The sequence below is a fragment of the Fictibacillus sp. NPDC058756 genome, assembly GCF_042746035.1.
Taxonomy (GTDB): domain Bacteria; phylum Bacillota; class Bacilli; order Bacillales; family Fictibacillaceae; genus Fictibacillus.
On the sequence record NZ_JBHYPU010000001.1, the window covers coordinates 2,254,913 to 2,270,677 of the forward strand.

16 protein-coding genes are annotated in these 15,765 nt (G+C 36.2%); 7 read left to right on the forward strand and 9 right to left on the reverse strand.

What is annotated here, in order from left to right; all coding sequences use genetic code 11:
• Positions 1-9 precede the first annotated feature (9 nt).
• Positions 10-963 (forward strand): UDP-glucuronic acid decarboxylase family protein, encoded by a 954-nt coding sequence (locus ACFW35_RS11350; RefSeq protein WP_379845798.1) that lies wholly within the window; start codon positions 10-12, stop codon positions 961-963.
• A 175-nt stretch (positions 964-1,138) separates the two neighbouring features.
• Here ACFW35_RS11350 and ACFW35_RS11355 read toward each other — a convergent pair whose 3' ends face one another.
• The 5 genes from ACFW35_RS11355 to ACFW35_RS11375 form a co-directional block, all read right to left on the reverse strand.
• The gene (locus ACFW35_RS11355; RefSeq protein ID WP_379845800.1) at positions 1,139-3,499 is read right to left on the reverse strand and encodes a DUF707 domain-containing protein; all 2,361 of its coding nucleotides are present in this window, start codon (positions 3,497-3,499) and stop codon (positions 1,139-1,141) included.
• 68 nt (positions 3,500-3,567) lie between these two features.
• Positions 3,568-4,566 carry a glycosyltransferase gene (locus ACFW35_RS11360; protein WP_379845802.1) on the reverse strand — a complete coding sequence of 333 codons (999 nt, stop codon included), beginning with the start codon at positions 4,564-4,566 and terminating at the stop codon, positions 3,568-3,570.
• A gap of 165 nt (positions 4,567-4,731) precedes the next feature.
• A complete protein-coding gene (fabI, locus tag ACFW35_RS11365; protein ID WP_379845803.1) occupies positions 4,732-5,511 on the reverse strand; it encodes an enoyl-ACP reductase FabI in 780 nt (259 codons plus the stop codon).
• Positions 5,512-5,620: 109 nt separating this feature from the next.
• A complete protein-coding gene (locus tag ACFW35_RS11370; RefSeq protein WP_379837204.1) occupies positions 5,621-5,767 on the reverse strand; it encodes a hypothetical protein in 147 nt (48 codons plus the stop codon).
• A gap of 86 nt (positions 5,768-5,853) precedes the next feature.
• Entirely contained in the window at positions 5,854-7,698 is a 1,845-nt protein-coding gene (locus ACFW35_RS11375) for a monovalent cation:proton antiporter family protein (protein ID WP_379845805.1), read from the reverse strand.
• A gap of 151 nt (positions 7,699-7,849) precedes the next feature.
• Between ACFW35_RS11375 and ACFW35_RS11380 the strand changes: the two genes are divergently transcribed.
• Both ACFW35_RS11380 and prpE read left to right on the forward strand, forming a co-directional pair.
• Positions 7,850-9,007: an FtsW/RodA/SpoVE family cell cycle protein gene (locus ACFW35_RS11380; RefSeq protein WP_066288855.1), complete on the forward strand. Its 1,158-nt coding sequence runs from the start codon at positions 7,850-7,852 to the stop codon at positions 9,005-9,007.
• 65 nt (positions 9,008-9,072) lie between these two features.
• Entirely contained in the window at positions 9,073-9,813 is a 741-nt protein-coding gene (gene prpE / locus ACFW35_RS11385) for a bis(5'-nucleosyl)-tetraphosphatase PrpE (RefSeq protein ID WP_379845806.1), read from the forward strand.
• A 202-nt stretch (positions 9,814-10,015) separates the two neighbouring features.
• On the opposite strand, the gene ACFW35_RS11390 is transcribed toward prpE, so the two are convergent.
• From ACFW35_RS11390 to ACFW35_RS11405, 4 genes are read right to left on the reverse strand one after another with little or no spacing between them, the layout of a single operon-like run.
• Entirely contained in the window at positions 10,016-10,912 is an 897-nt protein-coding gene (locus tag ACFW35_RS11390) for an RluA family pseudouridine synthase (RefSeq protein WP_379847467.1), read from the reverse strand.
• Position 10,913: 1 nt separating this feature from the next.
• Entirely contained in the window at positions 10,914-11,708 is a 795-nt protein-coding gene (locus tag ACFW35_RS11395) for an NAD kinase (RefSeq protein ID WP_066288848.1), read from the reverse strand.
• A gap of 14 nt (positions 11,709-11,722) precedes the next feature.
• Positions 11,723-12,364 carry a GTP pyrophosphokinase gene (locus tag ACFW35_RS11400; RefSeq protein ID WP_379847468.1) on the reverse strand — a complete coding sequence of 214 codons (642 nt, stop codon included), beginning with the start codon at positions 12,362-12,364 and terminating at the stop codon, positions 11,723-11,725.
• A 2-nt stretch (positions 12,365-12,366) separates the two neighbouring features.
• Positions 12,367-12,765 (reverse strand): hypothetical protein, encoded by a 399-nt coding sequence (locus tag ACFW35_RS11405; protein ID WP_379845808.1) that lies wholly within the window; start codon positions 12,763-12,765, stop codon positions 12,367-12,369.
• Positions 12,766-12,891: 126 nt separating this feature from the next.
• Between ACFW35_RS11405 and ACFW35_RS11410 the strand changes: the two genes are divergently transcribed.
• The 4 genes from ACFW35_RS11410 to ACFW35_RS11425 all read left to right on the forward strand — a co-directional run bounded on the left by ACFW35_RS11410 (position 12,892) and on the right by ACFW35_RS11425 (position 15,673).
• On the forward strand, positions 12,892-13,473 hold the full coding sequence (locus ACFW35_RS11410) for a CYTH domain-containing protein (protein ID WP_379845810.1): 582 nt from the start codon (positions 12,892-12,894) through the stop codon (positions 13,471-13,473).
• A gap of 62 nt (positions 13,474-13,535) precedes the next feature.
• On the forward strand, positions 13,536-14,204 hold the full coding sequence (locus ACFW35_RS11415) for a lytic transglycosylase domain-containing protein (protein ID WP_379845812.1): 669 nt from the start codon (positions 13,536-13,538) through the stop codon (positions 14,202-14,204).
• A 166-nt stretch (positions 14,205-14,370) separates the two neighbouring features.
• Positions 14,371-14,787 (forward strand): globin, encoded by a 417-nt coding sequence (locus ACFW35_RS11420; RefSeq protein WP_379845813.1) that lies wholly within the window; start codon positions 14,371-14,373, stop codon positions 14,785-14,787.
• Positions 14,771-15,673, forward strand: coding sequence for a ClpXP adapter SpxH family protein (locus ACFW35_RS11425; protein ID WP_379845815.1), 903 nt, complete (start codon positions 14,771-14,773; stop codon positions 15,671-15,673). The genes ACFW35_RS11420 and ACFW35_RS11425 overlap by 17 nt, the downstream gene beginning before the upstream one ends.
• The last annotated feature ends 92 nt before the right edge of the window (positions 15,674-15,765 follow it).

Consider the following 15,765-nt stretch of genomic DNA (forward strand, 5'->3'; position numbering starts at 1 on the left):
GATTAAAGCTTGAAAAAAATCGTGATCACCGGTGTTGCCGGATTTTTAGGATCTCACCTTGCAAAAGAACTTTTGGCTCAAAAAAATAAAGTTATTGGATTAGATAATTTCTCAACTGGAAAAGAACAAAATTTATTATCTTTTTCATCAAATCCAGATTTCACGTTTATAGATATAGATGTATCGATGGAAATAGTAATGGATCTAGAAGAATTAAAAGATATTGATGAGATTTATCATCTGGCTTCCCCAGCTTCCCCTACCTTTTATCAAAAATCTCCTTTCGATACTATAGCAGTTAATACAATTGGAACAAAAAACATGTTGGATATTGCAAAAAGAAATAGAGCAAAGCTTGTTTACCTTAGCACAAGTGAAGTATACGGAGACCCTGAGATACATCCGCAGCATGAAGAGTACAGAGGTTGTGTAAATACATGGGGTCCAAGAGCTTGCTATGATGAAGGAAAAAGACTTGGAGAAGTATTCTGTTATTTGTACTATCAGCTATTTAATATTGAAGTCAAAGTAGCTCGGATATTTAATACGTATTCCGCGGGATTACGCAACGATGATGGAAGGGTCATTTCAAACTTTATCATACAAGCTTTGAAAGGAGAAAATATTACAGTATATGGGGACGGCACTCAAACTCGCTCATTTTGTTATGTGGATGATACGATAGAAGCATTAATTTTAATGATGGAAAATGATAAAGCAAATGGCGAAATTATTAATATTGGTAATTCAGAAGAGATTTCAGTCATAAATCTAGCTAAGCTTATACAAAAGCTTACTAATTCTTCGAGTTTAATTACTTTTCACCCCCTTCCAAAGGATGACCCAAAACAAAGATGTCCAAATACTAATAAAGCCAAACAAATATTAGGTTGGAAGCCAAAAATAAACCTTAAGAAAGGTTTGCTTAAAACCATTGAGGCATACAGAATCAAGATAAAATAAAAAATGTATTTAGAATAATGATTTAAAAAGAGAAAGCTGCGCTTTCTCTTTTTAATTTCAACTTTCCCTTAACAAACCCTATTTGAAGTATCTCATTCGAAACATGTAGTTTTTTAATAACGGAATATCTAGCTAACTTTTTTAACCAATCTTATAACGTGATGTTTTGAAACTATTAATGTTTTTTACTATTCCATTCTTTTAAATATTTATAAAAGTTATAGCGATCTTCTTCGATAACCATATCCATTGCATGACCAAAATCAATAACAACACGCCCCGAATCTTTTGCCAATAAAGGAGTTAGAATCGTAGCAGGAATTGCAGCAGAAATTAGTGCTATATCCCAATTCTTATTATACTTCATATATTCATGTACGGAATCAATCTCATCAATTCCTTCGAGACTTTTTACTACAGTTAATTGTACACCTTTTTTTGTAAAGTTAGGTACTGCTTCTTCAGCTCGTCTCCCGATTAATGCTACTCTATTTTGCTTCAAAAAATCCCAGAATTCATTATTATATATAATCTCTTGGGAAACCCATACTGAACAAATTTTTTCTGGTATTCTGTTGATATGATGTAAAAATTTTTTTGTATTCGTATACCACCATTCACCATTGTCCTTACAATTTATTGGAACAAATCCAACAATATCAGTACTATTCATAGAATTTAATAATTTTTCGGCCACTGCCTCTGTAGATCCTGTAATCCCGCTATAAGCTCTATATTCTTCATAATTTTTAATTAAGAGAGGATTGATTTCCCAATTTAAATATGAAATTTCCGCATGTGAAAATCTGGTTAAAGAAAATGCCTCTTTTTTTTGGGCTGCTAATTTTATCAAATCTAATACTTCATTGTTTCCTATCATTAAATTTTGATAGTCATGGCAATTACATTCCCTGGATCTCTTTATTGAACGTTTTTTCTCTTTTTCTCTCTTTCTTCTCTTTTTTCGTTCCTTCCTTATTTCTTTTCCTGTATTAACAACTTCTATTTGTTCAGATGTACTTTTCTCTGTTGATCCTGCTGAAAAAAGTAACCATTTATTCATTTTTACTAATTTTTTATCTTTAATGGGATGAATCCAGTAATACGAAGGATTATTTTGTACTATTCTCAGCTCTTTTAAAGTAATATTTTCTCCCCAACGCACTGCCTCATTATATTGATGTCCATCCGGGTACTCTCTATACTTTCCACCACAAGCCATTACTAGTGTCACATAAAACATTTCATCTAGTGTATGAACATGAGTTTTATCAAATAGATTGCTCAATTTCTCATCATCTATTGTTTGAAGATACCTTAACATTTGTTGAATAATCCCCCGCCGATAAACTTGCCCCGGATTAAAATATCGAAGAAAGTCATTGGTTTGAAAAATTGGTTGCCATATTTCCCATTCATTCCATAGAGATTGCGGGACTACAGGTGCGGGATATTTTTCTATTTCTGTTCCCTTAAATAATTGCCAACCCATACAATCAAAATCTTTCATAGATTCGTCAAGAAATTCCTCAAATCCATGTTTTATAAATAACATATCATGATCAAAATTTACTAAATATTTATAATTAACATCCATATCCTCTAACCATCTCATAACATCCCAATAAACTCGAGCTGAACGAGACCATTGTACAGGGCGGCTATATGGATAAATTGGTATTTTTAAACTTTTTGCAAAATCTGGATTATTCCCACCATTATAAAGAATAATTCCTGCTTCAGGAATAAAATGCCGAATATTTTTTATTTGTTCTTCTAGTACTTTTTCATCTTTATGAGCAAGGACTATAACAAAAACATTTCTCTCCATTAACATACCATCATAGTGAGTCTGAGAATAAGTAGCAGCTGATACATCGAATTGTTTCTCTATAACTTCAAGGTCTTTATAAAATGACCTATTATACAAAGATGGTCCTTTTCTTATATAAGTAACAGGGGTTTCATCAATAATCCCAATTCTTTTATACGGATTATTAATTATTTTAGGCCATAACAAATCTAATCCCCAACCAGATTGATTGAGGTCAAATGTATTCCAGCATAATTTTAATGCATTTTGAGAAAATATTGGGGCTGTAATTTCTACAAATGAACTGTATCTCCACAAATAAAAAGAATGTTGTAAAGTAGTATGATGTGAATAATATGAATCATTCGTTAATGCTGGTTGGGCTATTTCAAAATTTTGATTGTTAAAAATCTCAAACATTCGGTTTATCGTATAAGCATTTGTTAGAATTTCTTCATCAGGGAACCAAATAGCATCATACTTATTTATCTGTTCACCTAATTCTTTTATAATTTCCTTTATTGCAGGCCATTTTGCACCTTTTTTTTCAAAATAGAAATTACAATCGTCTTTTAAACCCCCTGTATAATCCCCATTATAAATGATACATAAATCGAAATTTTTGTATTCTGATGGTTTTATCCATTCATAATGTGAAGCATGATCCCCTATTACTGCAACAACTAGAAAACGATTAATACTATTATTATTTATTAATTTCAAAGTAATCCCTCCTTAACTTTTGAAGTTAACTAGTTTCATAACCGGGACTAAACATCCATTAATAATAATTAATTTGCAAGATAAAATTCAAAATAGTGTTTATTTAATTCCAATCCATTTTTTTGAAGACGGCTTACAATTTTTTTCTTTCTCCTCACATTATCAAGTATTATGACACCATCAATCTTTCCATTATCAAATAATGATAGTGTGTAGTTGATTGAATTTCGGTCACCTTTATTGAAGATGTTCACCACGTTTAAAGCATTTGCTGCTAAATCAAAGTGGTTAAAATCTTCTTGTTTACCAAAAACCACTACAGACGGATTATTTGATTTTTCAAAAAAACAAGTATTTCGGATAAATTTTAAATAAGAATAAAACAGTTCACTATTCGTTTGATTTAAATTCGTATTAGATAGTGATTCATAATAGCGACGGTATTTATATAAGATTTTAGGAACATTAACTATTGGACCGACTGTAATTAATCGAGTCCATAAATCATAATCATATGCAATCCTTAAAGAAGTGTTATACCTTCCTGCGTTAAAAAATGCTTTTTTTGAATACATCATTGTTCCATGTGTCAAAGGGCACCCAAAATACAAAGCTGCTCTCATTTGTTCACAATTCAAATGCAGATTTCTGTCATTTTCAAATTTACGGAAATCATTTACAGGATGCTTAAAATTTTGTGGTCCAGAAATACATTCTATAAACGATCCAACTCCAACAAACTCTGGATGTTTTTTAATAAAATTAACTTGTTCTTCGATTCTGTTGAGAAAGCTGACATCATCTGCATCATGTACTGCAATCCAATCTCCACTTGCATGTTCAATAGCTAAATTCAGAGCATAAGCTGCCCCCATATTACTATTTAAATGAATAATTTTTATTTTTTTGTTTTCAATATTATCTAAGATAGCTTTAGTTTGGTCACTGGAAGCATCATTTACAATAATAAGTTCATATTGATCGTATGATTGAAAAATGATGCTATCAATAGCTTCTTTCAGATATTTTTCCCCATTATAAACAGCCATCACCACAGAAACAAACACAAAAAGCCTCCTCTTTTATTACGATTCTTACTTTTCTAATGTATTGGAGGACGTAATTTTTAAGAACTGTAAAAGTAGATCTGGATTAGAAGAGGATAAATTATGGGGTTTTATTTAAAATAAAAAAGACCGTTGTTGGATTTAACCAATCAACGGTCTTTTCGTTTAACGAGCGATAATGTTATATCCGCTATCTACATGAAGAATTTCACCTGTTATTCCTCTTGCTAAATCACTCATCAAGAATAAAGCAGCATCTCCCACTTCTTCTTGTGTGTTCGCTTTTCTAAGCGGTGATCTTTCTTCGATCTCTTTTAATACAGAGTTGAAGTCGCCGATTCCCTTTGCAGCTAACGTTCTGATTGGACCAGCTGAAATTGCGTTAACACGGATGCCGTCTTTTCCAACATCACTAGCAAGGTATTTCACACTTGCATCCAAGGAAGCTTTAGCAACACCCATTACATTATAGTTAGATACGACTCTTTCTCCGCCAAGGTAAGTCAGCGTTACAATGCTACCGCCCTCTGTCATCAATGGACGCGCTTCTTTTACGACAGCAGTCAATGAATAAGAAGAGATGTTATGGGCCAAAAGGAACCCTTCACGAGTTGTGTTTAGGTATTCACCTTTCAGTTCTTCAGTATTCGCGAATGCAATACAGTGTGCTAAACCATGGATTACTCCAACTTCTTCTTTTAATTGAGCAAACGTCTTTTTGATCTCTTCATCATTTGTAATATCACAAGGCAAAACGATAGAATCGTTTCTTTCCAACGATTCAGCAAGATCACGTACGTTCTTTTCAAGTCTTTCACCTGCATATGTAAAAACGAGACGTGCTCCTGCTTTTGATAGAGATTGAGCGATTCCCCAGGCAATGCTTCTTTTGTTTGCAACACCCATAACAACAAACGTTTTATTCTGCAATGATAGTTGATACATAAAAAAAACTCCTCCCCATGGTCTATGTTTCATTAAAATTAATAATTAGTATTTGTTATTAGTACCAAGTCCTAATTAGTATAACAGATAAAAAGAGAGAATTCACTAGTTAACCTTTGCTTGTCTCAATATTTTTCACTTCAAATCCGCATGCATGACAGCGGTAAATGACATTCTGGTTCGATTGGGCGATAAGGATCTCATCGTTAAGGTTATGCTGCGCCTCACAATTTGGGCAATAAACAGTTGGAATCATATTAATTTCACCTTTCTATTGTTTTATTACTAGCATGCTCCATTTTTCCAAAAATAAAAAAGCGCCGGCATAGGCCAGCACTTTTATTATGAAAGAATCTCTCTCATCTGATGAACTTGTTGTTTGCTTCCTGTAACAACCATCTTATCTCCCAGCAAAATTTCTGTGTCACCGTGAGGATTAATGGACTCTTTTCCTCTATAGATCCGAACGATAATACTGTCACCCAGGAATGGGAAATTTCTTAACGCCGTGCGGTGATACGAACTATTTCTTACGATGATTTCATTCAGGCTGTTGTCTTGAGTAGTAAGAATATCAACAACAGCAGGATTTTCAATTAAGGCTTTTAATAAAACCTGAGAAGAGAAATAGACGGAGTAAACTTCTATCCCCTCATCTTTAAGTACATCACGTTTTGAAGGATCTTCTATTCGAGCAATAATTCTTTTTACTCCTTCTTCTTTTGCTAGGAGAGCAAGTTTTTCGTTCGTTTCATCCTGACCAGTTGCACAAATGAAAACGTCTGTGTTAAATACATTTGCTTCCTTTAGTGTGTTTCCTTCATAATCTTCAAGTTCTTTTATATTGAAGCTTTCTAATTGCTTTTGGTCTTTTTCTTCTTGCTTTGTGTGGTAGATTCTTTGCTCGAATCTTGTAGTATCCAGCTCAGTTGTTAAAGTCAAGGTAAATTGATTAGCCCCGACAATAACGAGCTGTTCTTTGGCTGTTTCTCCCTCTTCTTTCCGCGGGAAAAACTTTTTAAAGAAAATCGGTGTGATGATTGCACTAATCACTGCTGTTAAGATTAGTGCGGAAGATGTCCTCGCATCTATAATCTCAATTCGTTCTCCAATTTTTGCTGCTGCGATTACGAGTGACAGCGTGGAAGTTAATAGGAAACCAGCTGCAGTTACCGTTTTCCAGTCATACCATTTTCTCAGGTACAGAATTGGAAGGAACTTTGAAATTAATAATGCAACGAGCAGCAAAGGTATTAATGCCAGTGCTTTAGTATCTGAAAAAATGGATCGGATATCAAGCTCTACACCTACCATTACAAAAAAGATAGGAATTAAGAATCCATAACCAAATGAATCAAGCTTGTGTACAAGATGCTTATTGGGTGACAGCAGCGAAACAAGTACCCCGGCAAGAAAGGCACCAAGGATATTTTCAGCCCCAACGGTTTCAGATAAGCCGACTAATACGATGATCAGCGTAAATACTGCTCTTGTATCAAGCTGAATGGTTCCTTTAGACATTGTCTCAAGAAAAGATCGATGCCTCATCTGTTTACCAACAAAGTATAAGATTATTCCTGCTGCAAATAAAATGAGCAGAAGCCACATTCTGCCTGGATCTCCTGATTGCATGGAAACAAAAAGAGCCAGAAGGATCATTGTAACAAGATCAGCAATTACAGCGACTAATAAGATGATCTGTCCGATTGTAGTTTTAGATAACTTTTCTTCTTTTAATGTTGGTACCACAACACCTAATGATATTGTAGATATAACAAGAGTCATAAAGAACGCACTTTCCGTAAACCCTCCCCAGACAAACAATAGGGATAATCCGTATGAAAGGATAAGAATAAACAAAAAGATTACCGATGAAACAAAAATACGGTTTGGTTCTTTTCTTTCTCCTTTATTTTTCTTTTGGTTATTGCCGCCAGAAAAGATACTAAAATCAATCTCAAGACCGCTTAAAAACATTAAAAAGATAAAGCCAAGGACTGATAGAATCTCTAGCCACGCGTCAGGATGAACAATATCAAAGCCGCTTTTCCCAAGAATAATCCCCGCAATGATTTCTGCTACAACAACAGGAATAACGCGTAATCGGAATTTGGTTAACAATATCGGTATAAAAAATGCGGTAAGAATAACTAATACTAATGAAGTAAAAGAAGCATGTTCTTCCATAGGACCTCCGTAATTTCCATGATATTATTGGTTTACTATATTAAACCCCAAAAAGAAAAGTCAAACGATTGTGCTCAAAATGATATGCAAAGCTTGTGTTTTTAGGTAAGATAATACATGTTATTGTTTTACTTTAAGGAGTCGATTCAACATGCATAATAACCATAAATCTCCATGGCAGCAGCTTGATTACAATCTTTTGTTCATTTTGTTCCTCATGGTCATTACAAGTTGTATTGCCATCTACAGTGCTCAAATGATGGATCAGTATGGAAGCAACTTTGTTATCAAACAGCTAGTTTGGTACTTCATTGGCGGTATAGCTGTTGTAGGAGTAATGGTATTAGATTTCGATCAGTTTAGAAAGCTTTCTTGGTATTTGTACGGACTAGGAATATTACTGCTTCTCGGCATACTTGCAGCTCCAGAAAGCATTGTTCCTAACATTAACGGTGCACAGAGTTGGTACAGGTTTGGTCCTTTTGCCTTGCAGCCGTCAGAACTAGTAAAAGTTTCACTTGTTATTGCTATTGCAAATACAATAGCTACACATAATGAAAAGTATATTATCCGTACCATGCATGAAGACCTCTTATTGCTTGGGAAAATAGCCTTAATTGCCGGCTTCCCTACCCTTTTGGTTCTCATGCAGCCCGATCTTGGCACAAGTCTCGTCTTTATGGCGATCACTGGCAGTCTATTACTCGTTTCGGGTGTGAGATGGAGAATTATTCTATTCCTAATTCTTTCCTTTATTCTGTTCATATCAATCCTAGTCTGGATATATTTTACCTTTCCGCAGTTTTTCGTGGATCATATCCTTGATCAATATCAGCTGAATCGTTTCTATGCTTGGCTGGAACCTTATGAACATAAAGATGCTGGATATCATACTCGTAACGCGTTGCTGGCCATTGGCAGCGGTATGCTTTTCGGTAAAGGTTTTACGGAAGGTTCCGTTTATCTTCCTGAAGCCCAGACTGACTTTATTTTCTCGATTATTGGTGAGGAATTTGGATTTTTAGGGACGAGTATCGTGATTTCATTATTCTTCCTGATGGTATACAGAATGATTAACACTGCACTTGAGAGCAACGAAGCTTTCGGCAGCTATTTATGTGCTGGAGTAATCGGAATGCTTACATTCCAAGTGTTCCAAAACATCGGTATGAACATACAAGTAATGCCGATCACCGGTATTCCGCTTCCGTTTATCAGTTATGGAGGCAGTTCGATACTTGCTTACATGATCGCCTTTGGACTCGTGTTAAACGTAAGGTCGAGAACAACCAAATATATGTTTGAATAACACCTGATTTTTCAGGTGTTTTTCTTATGTCATTGAAGTATCCTAAGATAAAATGAGGTGAAAATATGAAGTATGACATCATCGGCGACATCCATGGCTGCTTTAATGAATACAAAGGTTTGACCGAAGTATTAGGCTATGATTGGGCTGACGGATTGCCTAAACACAAAGAAAGCAGAAAACTCGTCTTCCTGGGAGATCTTACTGACAGAGGTCCTGAATCCATAAAAGTAATGGAACATGTCTTTGAACTAGTTAATCAAAATTTAGCACTTTACACACCAGGCAATCATTGCAATAAACTATACCGATATTTATTAGGAAGAAATGTTCAGGTAAAGCATGGCTTAGAAACTACTGTTGCAGAACTGGAAGAGCTCGATGCTGCTAAACGCAAAGCTGTTAGTGACCGCTTTTGCACCCTGTATGAAAATGCCCCTCTTTATTTAGAGCTTGATAAAGGTAAATTGGTAGTGGCTCATGCAGGCATCCGTGCCGATTATGTAGGACAGACAAGCAAAAAGGTAAAAACATTTGTATTGTATGGGGACATAACGGGGGAAACCAATCCAGATGGAACACCTGTGAGGAGAGATTGGGCGAAGGAACACCATGGTGATTTAACTATCGTTTATGGCCATACCCCTGTAGAAAGTGTCCGACATATAAAAAACACATGGAATATTGATACCGGATGTGTATTTGGCGGTAAGTTAAGTGCACTAAGGTACCCTGAGATGGAATCAGTTAGTGTATCTTCCACGATGCCCTTTGTCCCTGAGAAATTCCGTTCATTTGATGATTAATACAAAAGGAGTGTTAGTTTTTAATGAACTGCACTCCTTTTGTTTATATTAACTGATCTGGATCAAAACCCAGCATGATAAAATCTTGTTCATAAATTTCGAACACTAACCTTTTCGTTTCAGCATCATAGAAATTTTGATACGGCGGCAGCGTACAGTTTCGAATTAATGTATATAAATTCACATCAGCAAAAAGTTAAATTTATTTTAATAACTTCTTCATATCATCTGGCAAATCCACTTTGATTATAACCTCTTTATCGCTGAATGGATGAATAAATCTTGCAGTCTCGCTATGAAGGGCCTGGCGTTTAATTATGTCCCGACTTCCCCCATACAGGTCGTCTCCAATTAAAGGATGACCAATTGAGGCCATATGCACTCTGATTTGATGTGTTCTTCCTGTTTCAAGTTTAAGTCTGACAACTGAAATATGATAATCAGAAATATAATTTAATTTTTCAAAGTGAGTGATGGAAGGCTGCCCATCTTCTCTTACCATTCGTTCAATAATACTGTCTGGATTTCTTCCGATCGGACTGGTTATCGTCCCAAGATCTTGCTCCAATTCTCCGTGAACGATCGCAATATACTCACGTTGAATGGTCTTCTCTCTTTGCTGCTTGGACATCAACGAATGAGCAAACCGGTGTTTAGCAACAATCACGATGCCTGATGTATCTTTGTCCAGCCTGTTAACAGCATGAAAAGTACCCGGAATACCATTTTGCTGATAAAAGAACAAAACTCCTGCTGCAAGCGAACCTTTCGGCTGATAAAGGGAAGGTATAGTAGGCATTCCTGGCATTTTATTTACTGCCAGAAAATGCTCATCTTCATATACGATGTCGAATGTAATATTCTCTGCTTCCATAGATTCACTTTGTTTCTCGGGTGGAAAGTGAACTTTTACGACATCCCCTTTTGATAGAAAGGTCCTTACCGTCACTTCTTTTTCATTCACAAAAAGAGCGCCGCCGTGAAACTTAATATCGGTCAGCGCTGCTTTAGATATTTGTTTGTTTTTCAAAAACTCTCTCAATAAGACAGGTCCTTCAGCTTCAGTTACAACCCATGAAATTTCAAAGAAGTTTTTCATGTTATTCACTGACAAACGATTCTTTGACCCTCTTCCAAAATGGAAACGGTCGGAATCGGGCAAATCTTATTTTTTCTTCAGCAACTCTATATTGAATCGACTTGACTTTTTTCTGCACTAAGAACAAATGGTCTATCGTAATATGAAAATCCACATCGTTTACCGGCTTTAAAATACATGTATGGTGCTGTGGCAGTACAAGCGGCGAACCAATTGTACGGAATACACGGTTGTTGATAGATGCCATCTCTGATAGCTGGATTGATGCAAGAGAAGGATGGATAATCGCACCGCCAAGAGCCTTATTGTAAGCAGTACTCCCTGAAGGTGTAGAGATACATAAGCCGTCCCCGCGGAATGTTTCGAACTTTTCACCCTTGATCTCTACATCCATAACAAGTGAACCTTCTACACTTTTGACTGTACATTCGTTGACTGCCAAATATCTTTTCTCGTCAATTCCATCAATGTACCGAACGGTTACTTCCAATAGAGGATATTCCACAATTTGAAAAGGTGTCTTAGCAATATGTATAACGAGTTTCTCCACCTCTTCAGGGAGCCAGTCTGCAAAAAATCCAAGATGACCTGTATGAACACCAACAAAGGCTGTCTGATCAATGCGGTGTACATAATGATGGAAAGCATGAAGCAATGTTCCGTCACCGCCAACAGTAATCACGATTTCGGGTTCTTTTTCTTCATAAACTAATTCGAATTCTTCCAAATACGAACGGATTTTTTCCGTTAAGATATTCGATTTGCTATCGCCTTTTGAAATGATGGCAAATTTCATTCTCTCTCCATCCTTTATGATCCTAGATTGGTTTCACTAGATTTATCGTTGCGTTCCAAAAACACAAGCTGTGCTTCTTGGATTTCACCTTTGATCTGAGACATCTCCTCATCCAGCCGGTTTGCCGCTTCTGCCGCTCTTTGCAGGCGCTGACGGATGTCTTCCGGAATTTGTCCATGATACTTATAATTCATCGAGTGTTCAATTGTCGCCCAAAAATTCATTGCGAGGGTTCTTACTTGAACTTCCACTAGTATCTTTTTCTCACCGTCTAAAACTTGTACAGGATACTCGATAACTAGATGGTAAGACCTATAGCCGCTTGGCTTTTTATGTGTAATATAATCTCTTTCTTCAACAATCTTAAAATCGTTGCGCTGCCTGAGCAGATTTATTACGGTCGCAATATCATCAGTAAATTGACACATGATTCTTAAACCGGCTAAATCCTGTATTTCCTTCTCCAAACTGTTATCTGGAATATTTTTTTGGTACGCTTTATTAACAATCGATTTAACTGGCTTCACTCTTCCTGTTACAAATTCTATAGGACAATGCTGGTTTGATCTTTCAAATTGTTCGCGGATCCCCCGAAACTTAATTTTAAGTTCATCAACAGCTTGCTTATACGGAATTAATAGAGCTTCCCAGTCCATACTCATTGAGCTTTTTCCTCTGTACCAAAAATCTTAATCACTTCTTCTTCCATTTGTTGACCATAGTTTGCGTTACCTTGAATATTCTCAGTCAAATAATCCATTTCACTAGAGAAAGCAGTTAGTTCAAGCTCTTCTCCTATTTCGTTTCGAATGACAACAGCAGCTCTTTCTAACAATGCTTTTTTTGCATCGGCCCAATGGCTGCTGCCTATCGCGATATGGATAAAGCCTTCATTGTTTTCGAGTACATAAATAAATGCTAAACCATCAGAATCAACAAGCATTCTCTCACTGTCTTTCCACTCGGAAAGCTGCTGGCTCACTTCATCTGATACATTTAAGTAAAGTTTGTTTTCTTCCCATGCAGTTGACTGCATATTCAATCGTAGTGGCATCATCTTAAAAACCTCCTGTTTCTTCACTATTAGTGTAACACAAAATAGGAATTTATTAAGAAATTGAGAAGCGGGTTTTGCTATGAGATAATGTGTTTAACTTAATTTTGCAATAGGGGGAATACGGCTGTGTCACAAGAAATAGAGATCGAGTTTAAAAACTTATTAACATATGAAGAATTTTTTCAGCTCATTAGTGCATTCGAGGTCCAAAAATCCGATTTTAATGAACAGACAAACTATTATTTTGATACAGAGGATTTTCAATTAAAGAATCATAAAAGCGCATTAAGAATTCGTTATAAAAAGAATACATACACTCTTACTTTAAAACAGCAGTTTGACAAACACATACTTGAAACCCATCAAACAATTGATAATGGTATTTTTCCCAAAGTGCTTAGTGGAGTGCCGCTGCCGGAAGGTGAAGTGACAGAAGAAATCCGCAAACTGAAAATTGATACGTCTGAAATAAAATTTTTAGGAGAATTAACAACGAACAGGGTCGAACTCCCTTACCGAGAGGGTTTACTCGTCCTAGATGAAAATCATTATTTAGGTAAAATCGACTATGAATTAGAATACGAATCTGCCGATTGTAAGAAGGGACAGCAATATTTTCTGAAGTTGTTAGAATCAAAAAACATTCCAGTACGTGAAACAAAAAGTAAGATCCATCGGTTCTTTGCAGAAAAAGCAGCAAAAATATAACCGTTGCAGGAATTAAATACTACAACGAGTTTCTTATCGAATTCCTATTAGGAGGAAACATCTTGAATATCCAATCTTTTAAAGCACTTATGGAAATCCAAGCTCTGCAGCAACTCAATATAAATCCAGGTTCATCTGATAACAGTGGTTCAGGGTCCAGCCCCTTTGCTGCATTGCTGAATGAAGCTTACGCGAAAGCGGGGATAAACTCAAATTCAACATTGAGCATGAATCAGTTTGAGTCAATGAGCAGTCCCCTTTCTGTGCAATTACCTTTTGCTCCTGACCTCTCGAATAGTATTACAGTGGATCCTATTTTCCAAGCCTCGGGCAAGATGAACATACCTTCAAAGAGTCTTGACGATTTGATTGAACGTACAGCCGAGAAATATGGTGTGAACGCAAATTTAATCCGCTCTGTCATTAAGCATGAGTCTAATTTCAAAAGTACAGCGCAAAGCCATGCAGGTGCACAAGGACTCATGCAGTTAATGCCTGCCACTGCTAAAAGTCTTGGAGTCACCAATTCTTTTGACCCCGTTCAAAATGTTGAGGCAGGGACTAAGTATTTGAAAATGATGCTCGAAAAGTATAATGGCAACGAACAACTCGCACTTGCTGCTTATAACGCAGGACCCGGAAACGTTGATAAATATAATGGCATCCCTCCATTTAAGGAAACCATTGCCTATGTTAAAAAGGTCATGAATACATATAAGACGATGATTTAATCCTCCTTTTGGGAGGGTTTTCTTTTTGTCTAAATTACATTAATACACGCGCTAAAGGAATGTAAATAGCGGATAGAATACTTTGCTAAGAGTTCATATTGTTTGCTTACAATTCATGAACCTTGCTACAATAAACTTACAAATTAACGCAAGGAGCTTTTGCACCATGTTTGATGAAACGAAATCACCATATTACCTATTAGGAGAAAAACAGGGAATCGAAAAACTTGTAACTACTTTTTATAGTTTGGTAAGTAAAGATCCTTTGCTGTCACCTCTGTTTCCAGATGATTTAACCGAGACTGCTTATAAACAGACCCTTTTTTTAAGTCAGTTCTTTGGCGGACCGCCTTTATATACAGAGGAATTCGGACATCCTATGCTTAGAGCCCGTCACATGCCGTTCCCTATAACTAATACTCATGCAAAAGCTTGGATAAACTGTATGGAGCGAGCAATGACTATTCAAAAATTGGAACCCGAACTACAAGAGTTTTTACTAAGCCGCCTAAAAATGACAGCTTATCATATGGTAAATACGAACGAAGATTCAGAAAGGGGCGAGAATGCTGACACTGTATAATTCCAATTCCTTTTATGACGATCAAGAGAACAATAAAAGTCAAGCATGTCAAAAGCCATTGGAAATCTATTCTGTCATCGATCCGCTTTGTCCAGAATGCTGGTCATTGGAACCTGTTCTAAAAAAACTGCAAGTTGAATATGGACACTATTTCAGACTTCGCAATTTTGTTAGTGGAAGTCTTGAGTCTTTAAATACCTATATCCCTAAAAGAAAAGGATTAAAAACCGCTGAACAAATTGCTGAAAAATGGGAAAAAACAGCATCAATTTCAGGAATGAGCTGTGATGGCGATGTATGGCTGGAGAATCCGATTTTGTCACCGCATAAAGCTACTTTGGCTATCAAAGCAGCTGAACTTCAAGGTAAACAGCAAGGGATAAAGTTTCTTAGAAAGCTAAGAGAGAACCTTTTCTTAAACAAACAAAACATCGGCAACGAGGAAGTTCTATTGGAGATTGCCCGATCTGTTGGACTGGATGAAGAAGAATTCTTAAATGATTTATCTTCAGAAGCTGCCATTAAAGCGCTGCAATGCGATTTAAAGTTTTCACAAGAGATGGATGTAACTCAAATCCCAACTCTCATTGTCTTTAATGATAAAACAGATGATGACGGAATTAAAATTTCCGGCTGCTATTCTTATGATGTGTATGTTGAAATCCTAAGGGAAATGTCTGAAGTGAAGATTGAACCAGCACCACTTCCTGCCTTAGAGGAATTTCTTGCTAATTACGCTTTTGTCGCTACAAAAGAAGTCTCTGTTGTTTATCAAATCAGCTGTGAAGAAGCTGAAAAACAATTAAAAAGACTTGTATTACAGCAAAAAGTTGAACGAGTCCCCGTAAAATACGGAACGTTCTGGAGATATATTCAATCCCGCTGAGAAATCAGCGGTTTTTTTGTTTCGTTTTCTTTCAGGACGTGCTTGCATATCCTCCTCAAAACAGAATAAACATGTACTAAGGAGGGAGATGA

What these genes read in the sequence shown, in the direction of transcription:
- ACFW35_RS11390 (WP_379847467.1), bottom strand. Translation starts at nt 10,912, where the DNA reads ATGAAAAACTTCTTTGAAATTTCATGGGTTGTAACTGAAGCTGAAGGA.
- ACFW35_RS11375 (WP_379845805.1), bottom strand. Translation starts at nt 7,698, where the DNA reads ATGGAAGAACATGCTTCTTTTACTTCATTAGTATTAGTTATTCTTACC.
- ACFW35_RS11370 (WP_379837204.1), bottom strand. Translation starts at nt 5,767, where the DNA reads ATGATTCCAACTGTTTATTGCCCAAATTGTGAGGCGCAGCATAACCTT.
- fabI (WP_379845803.1), bottom strand. Translation starts at nt 5,511, where the DNA reads ATGTATCAACTATCATTGCAGAATAAAACGTTTGTTGTTATGGGTGTT.
- ACFW35_RS11395 (WP_066288848.1), bottom strand. Translation starts at nt 11,708, where the DNA reads ATGAAATTTGCCATCATTTCAAAAGGCGATAGCAAATCGAATATCTTA.
- ACFW35_RS11380 (WP_066288855.1), top strand. Translation starts at nt 7,850, where the DNA reads ATGCATAATAACCATAAATCTCCATGGCAGCAGCTTGATTACAATCTT.
- prpE (WP_379845806.1), top strand. Translation starts at nt 9,073, where the DNA reads ATGAAGTATGACATCATCGGCGACATCCATGGCTGCTTTAATGAATAC.
- ACFW35_RS11400 (WP_379847468.1), bottom strand. Translation starts at nt 12,364, where the DNA reads ATGGACTGGGAAGCTCTATTAATTCCGTATAAGCAAGCTGTTGATGAA.
- ACFW35_RS11420 (WP_379845813.1), top strand. Translation starts at nt 14,371, where the DNA reads ATGTTTGATGAAACGAAATCACCATATTACCTATTAGGAGAAAAACAG.
- ACFW35_RS11425 (WP_379845815.1), top strand. Translation starts at nt 14,771, where the DNA reads ATGCTGACACTGTATAATTCCAATTCCTTTTATGACGATCAAGAGAAC.
- ACFW35_RS11405 (WP_379845808.1), bottom strand. Translation starts at nt 12,765, where the DNA reads ATGATGCCACTACGATTGAATATGCAGTCAACTGCATGGGAAGAAAAC.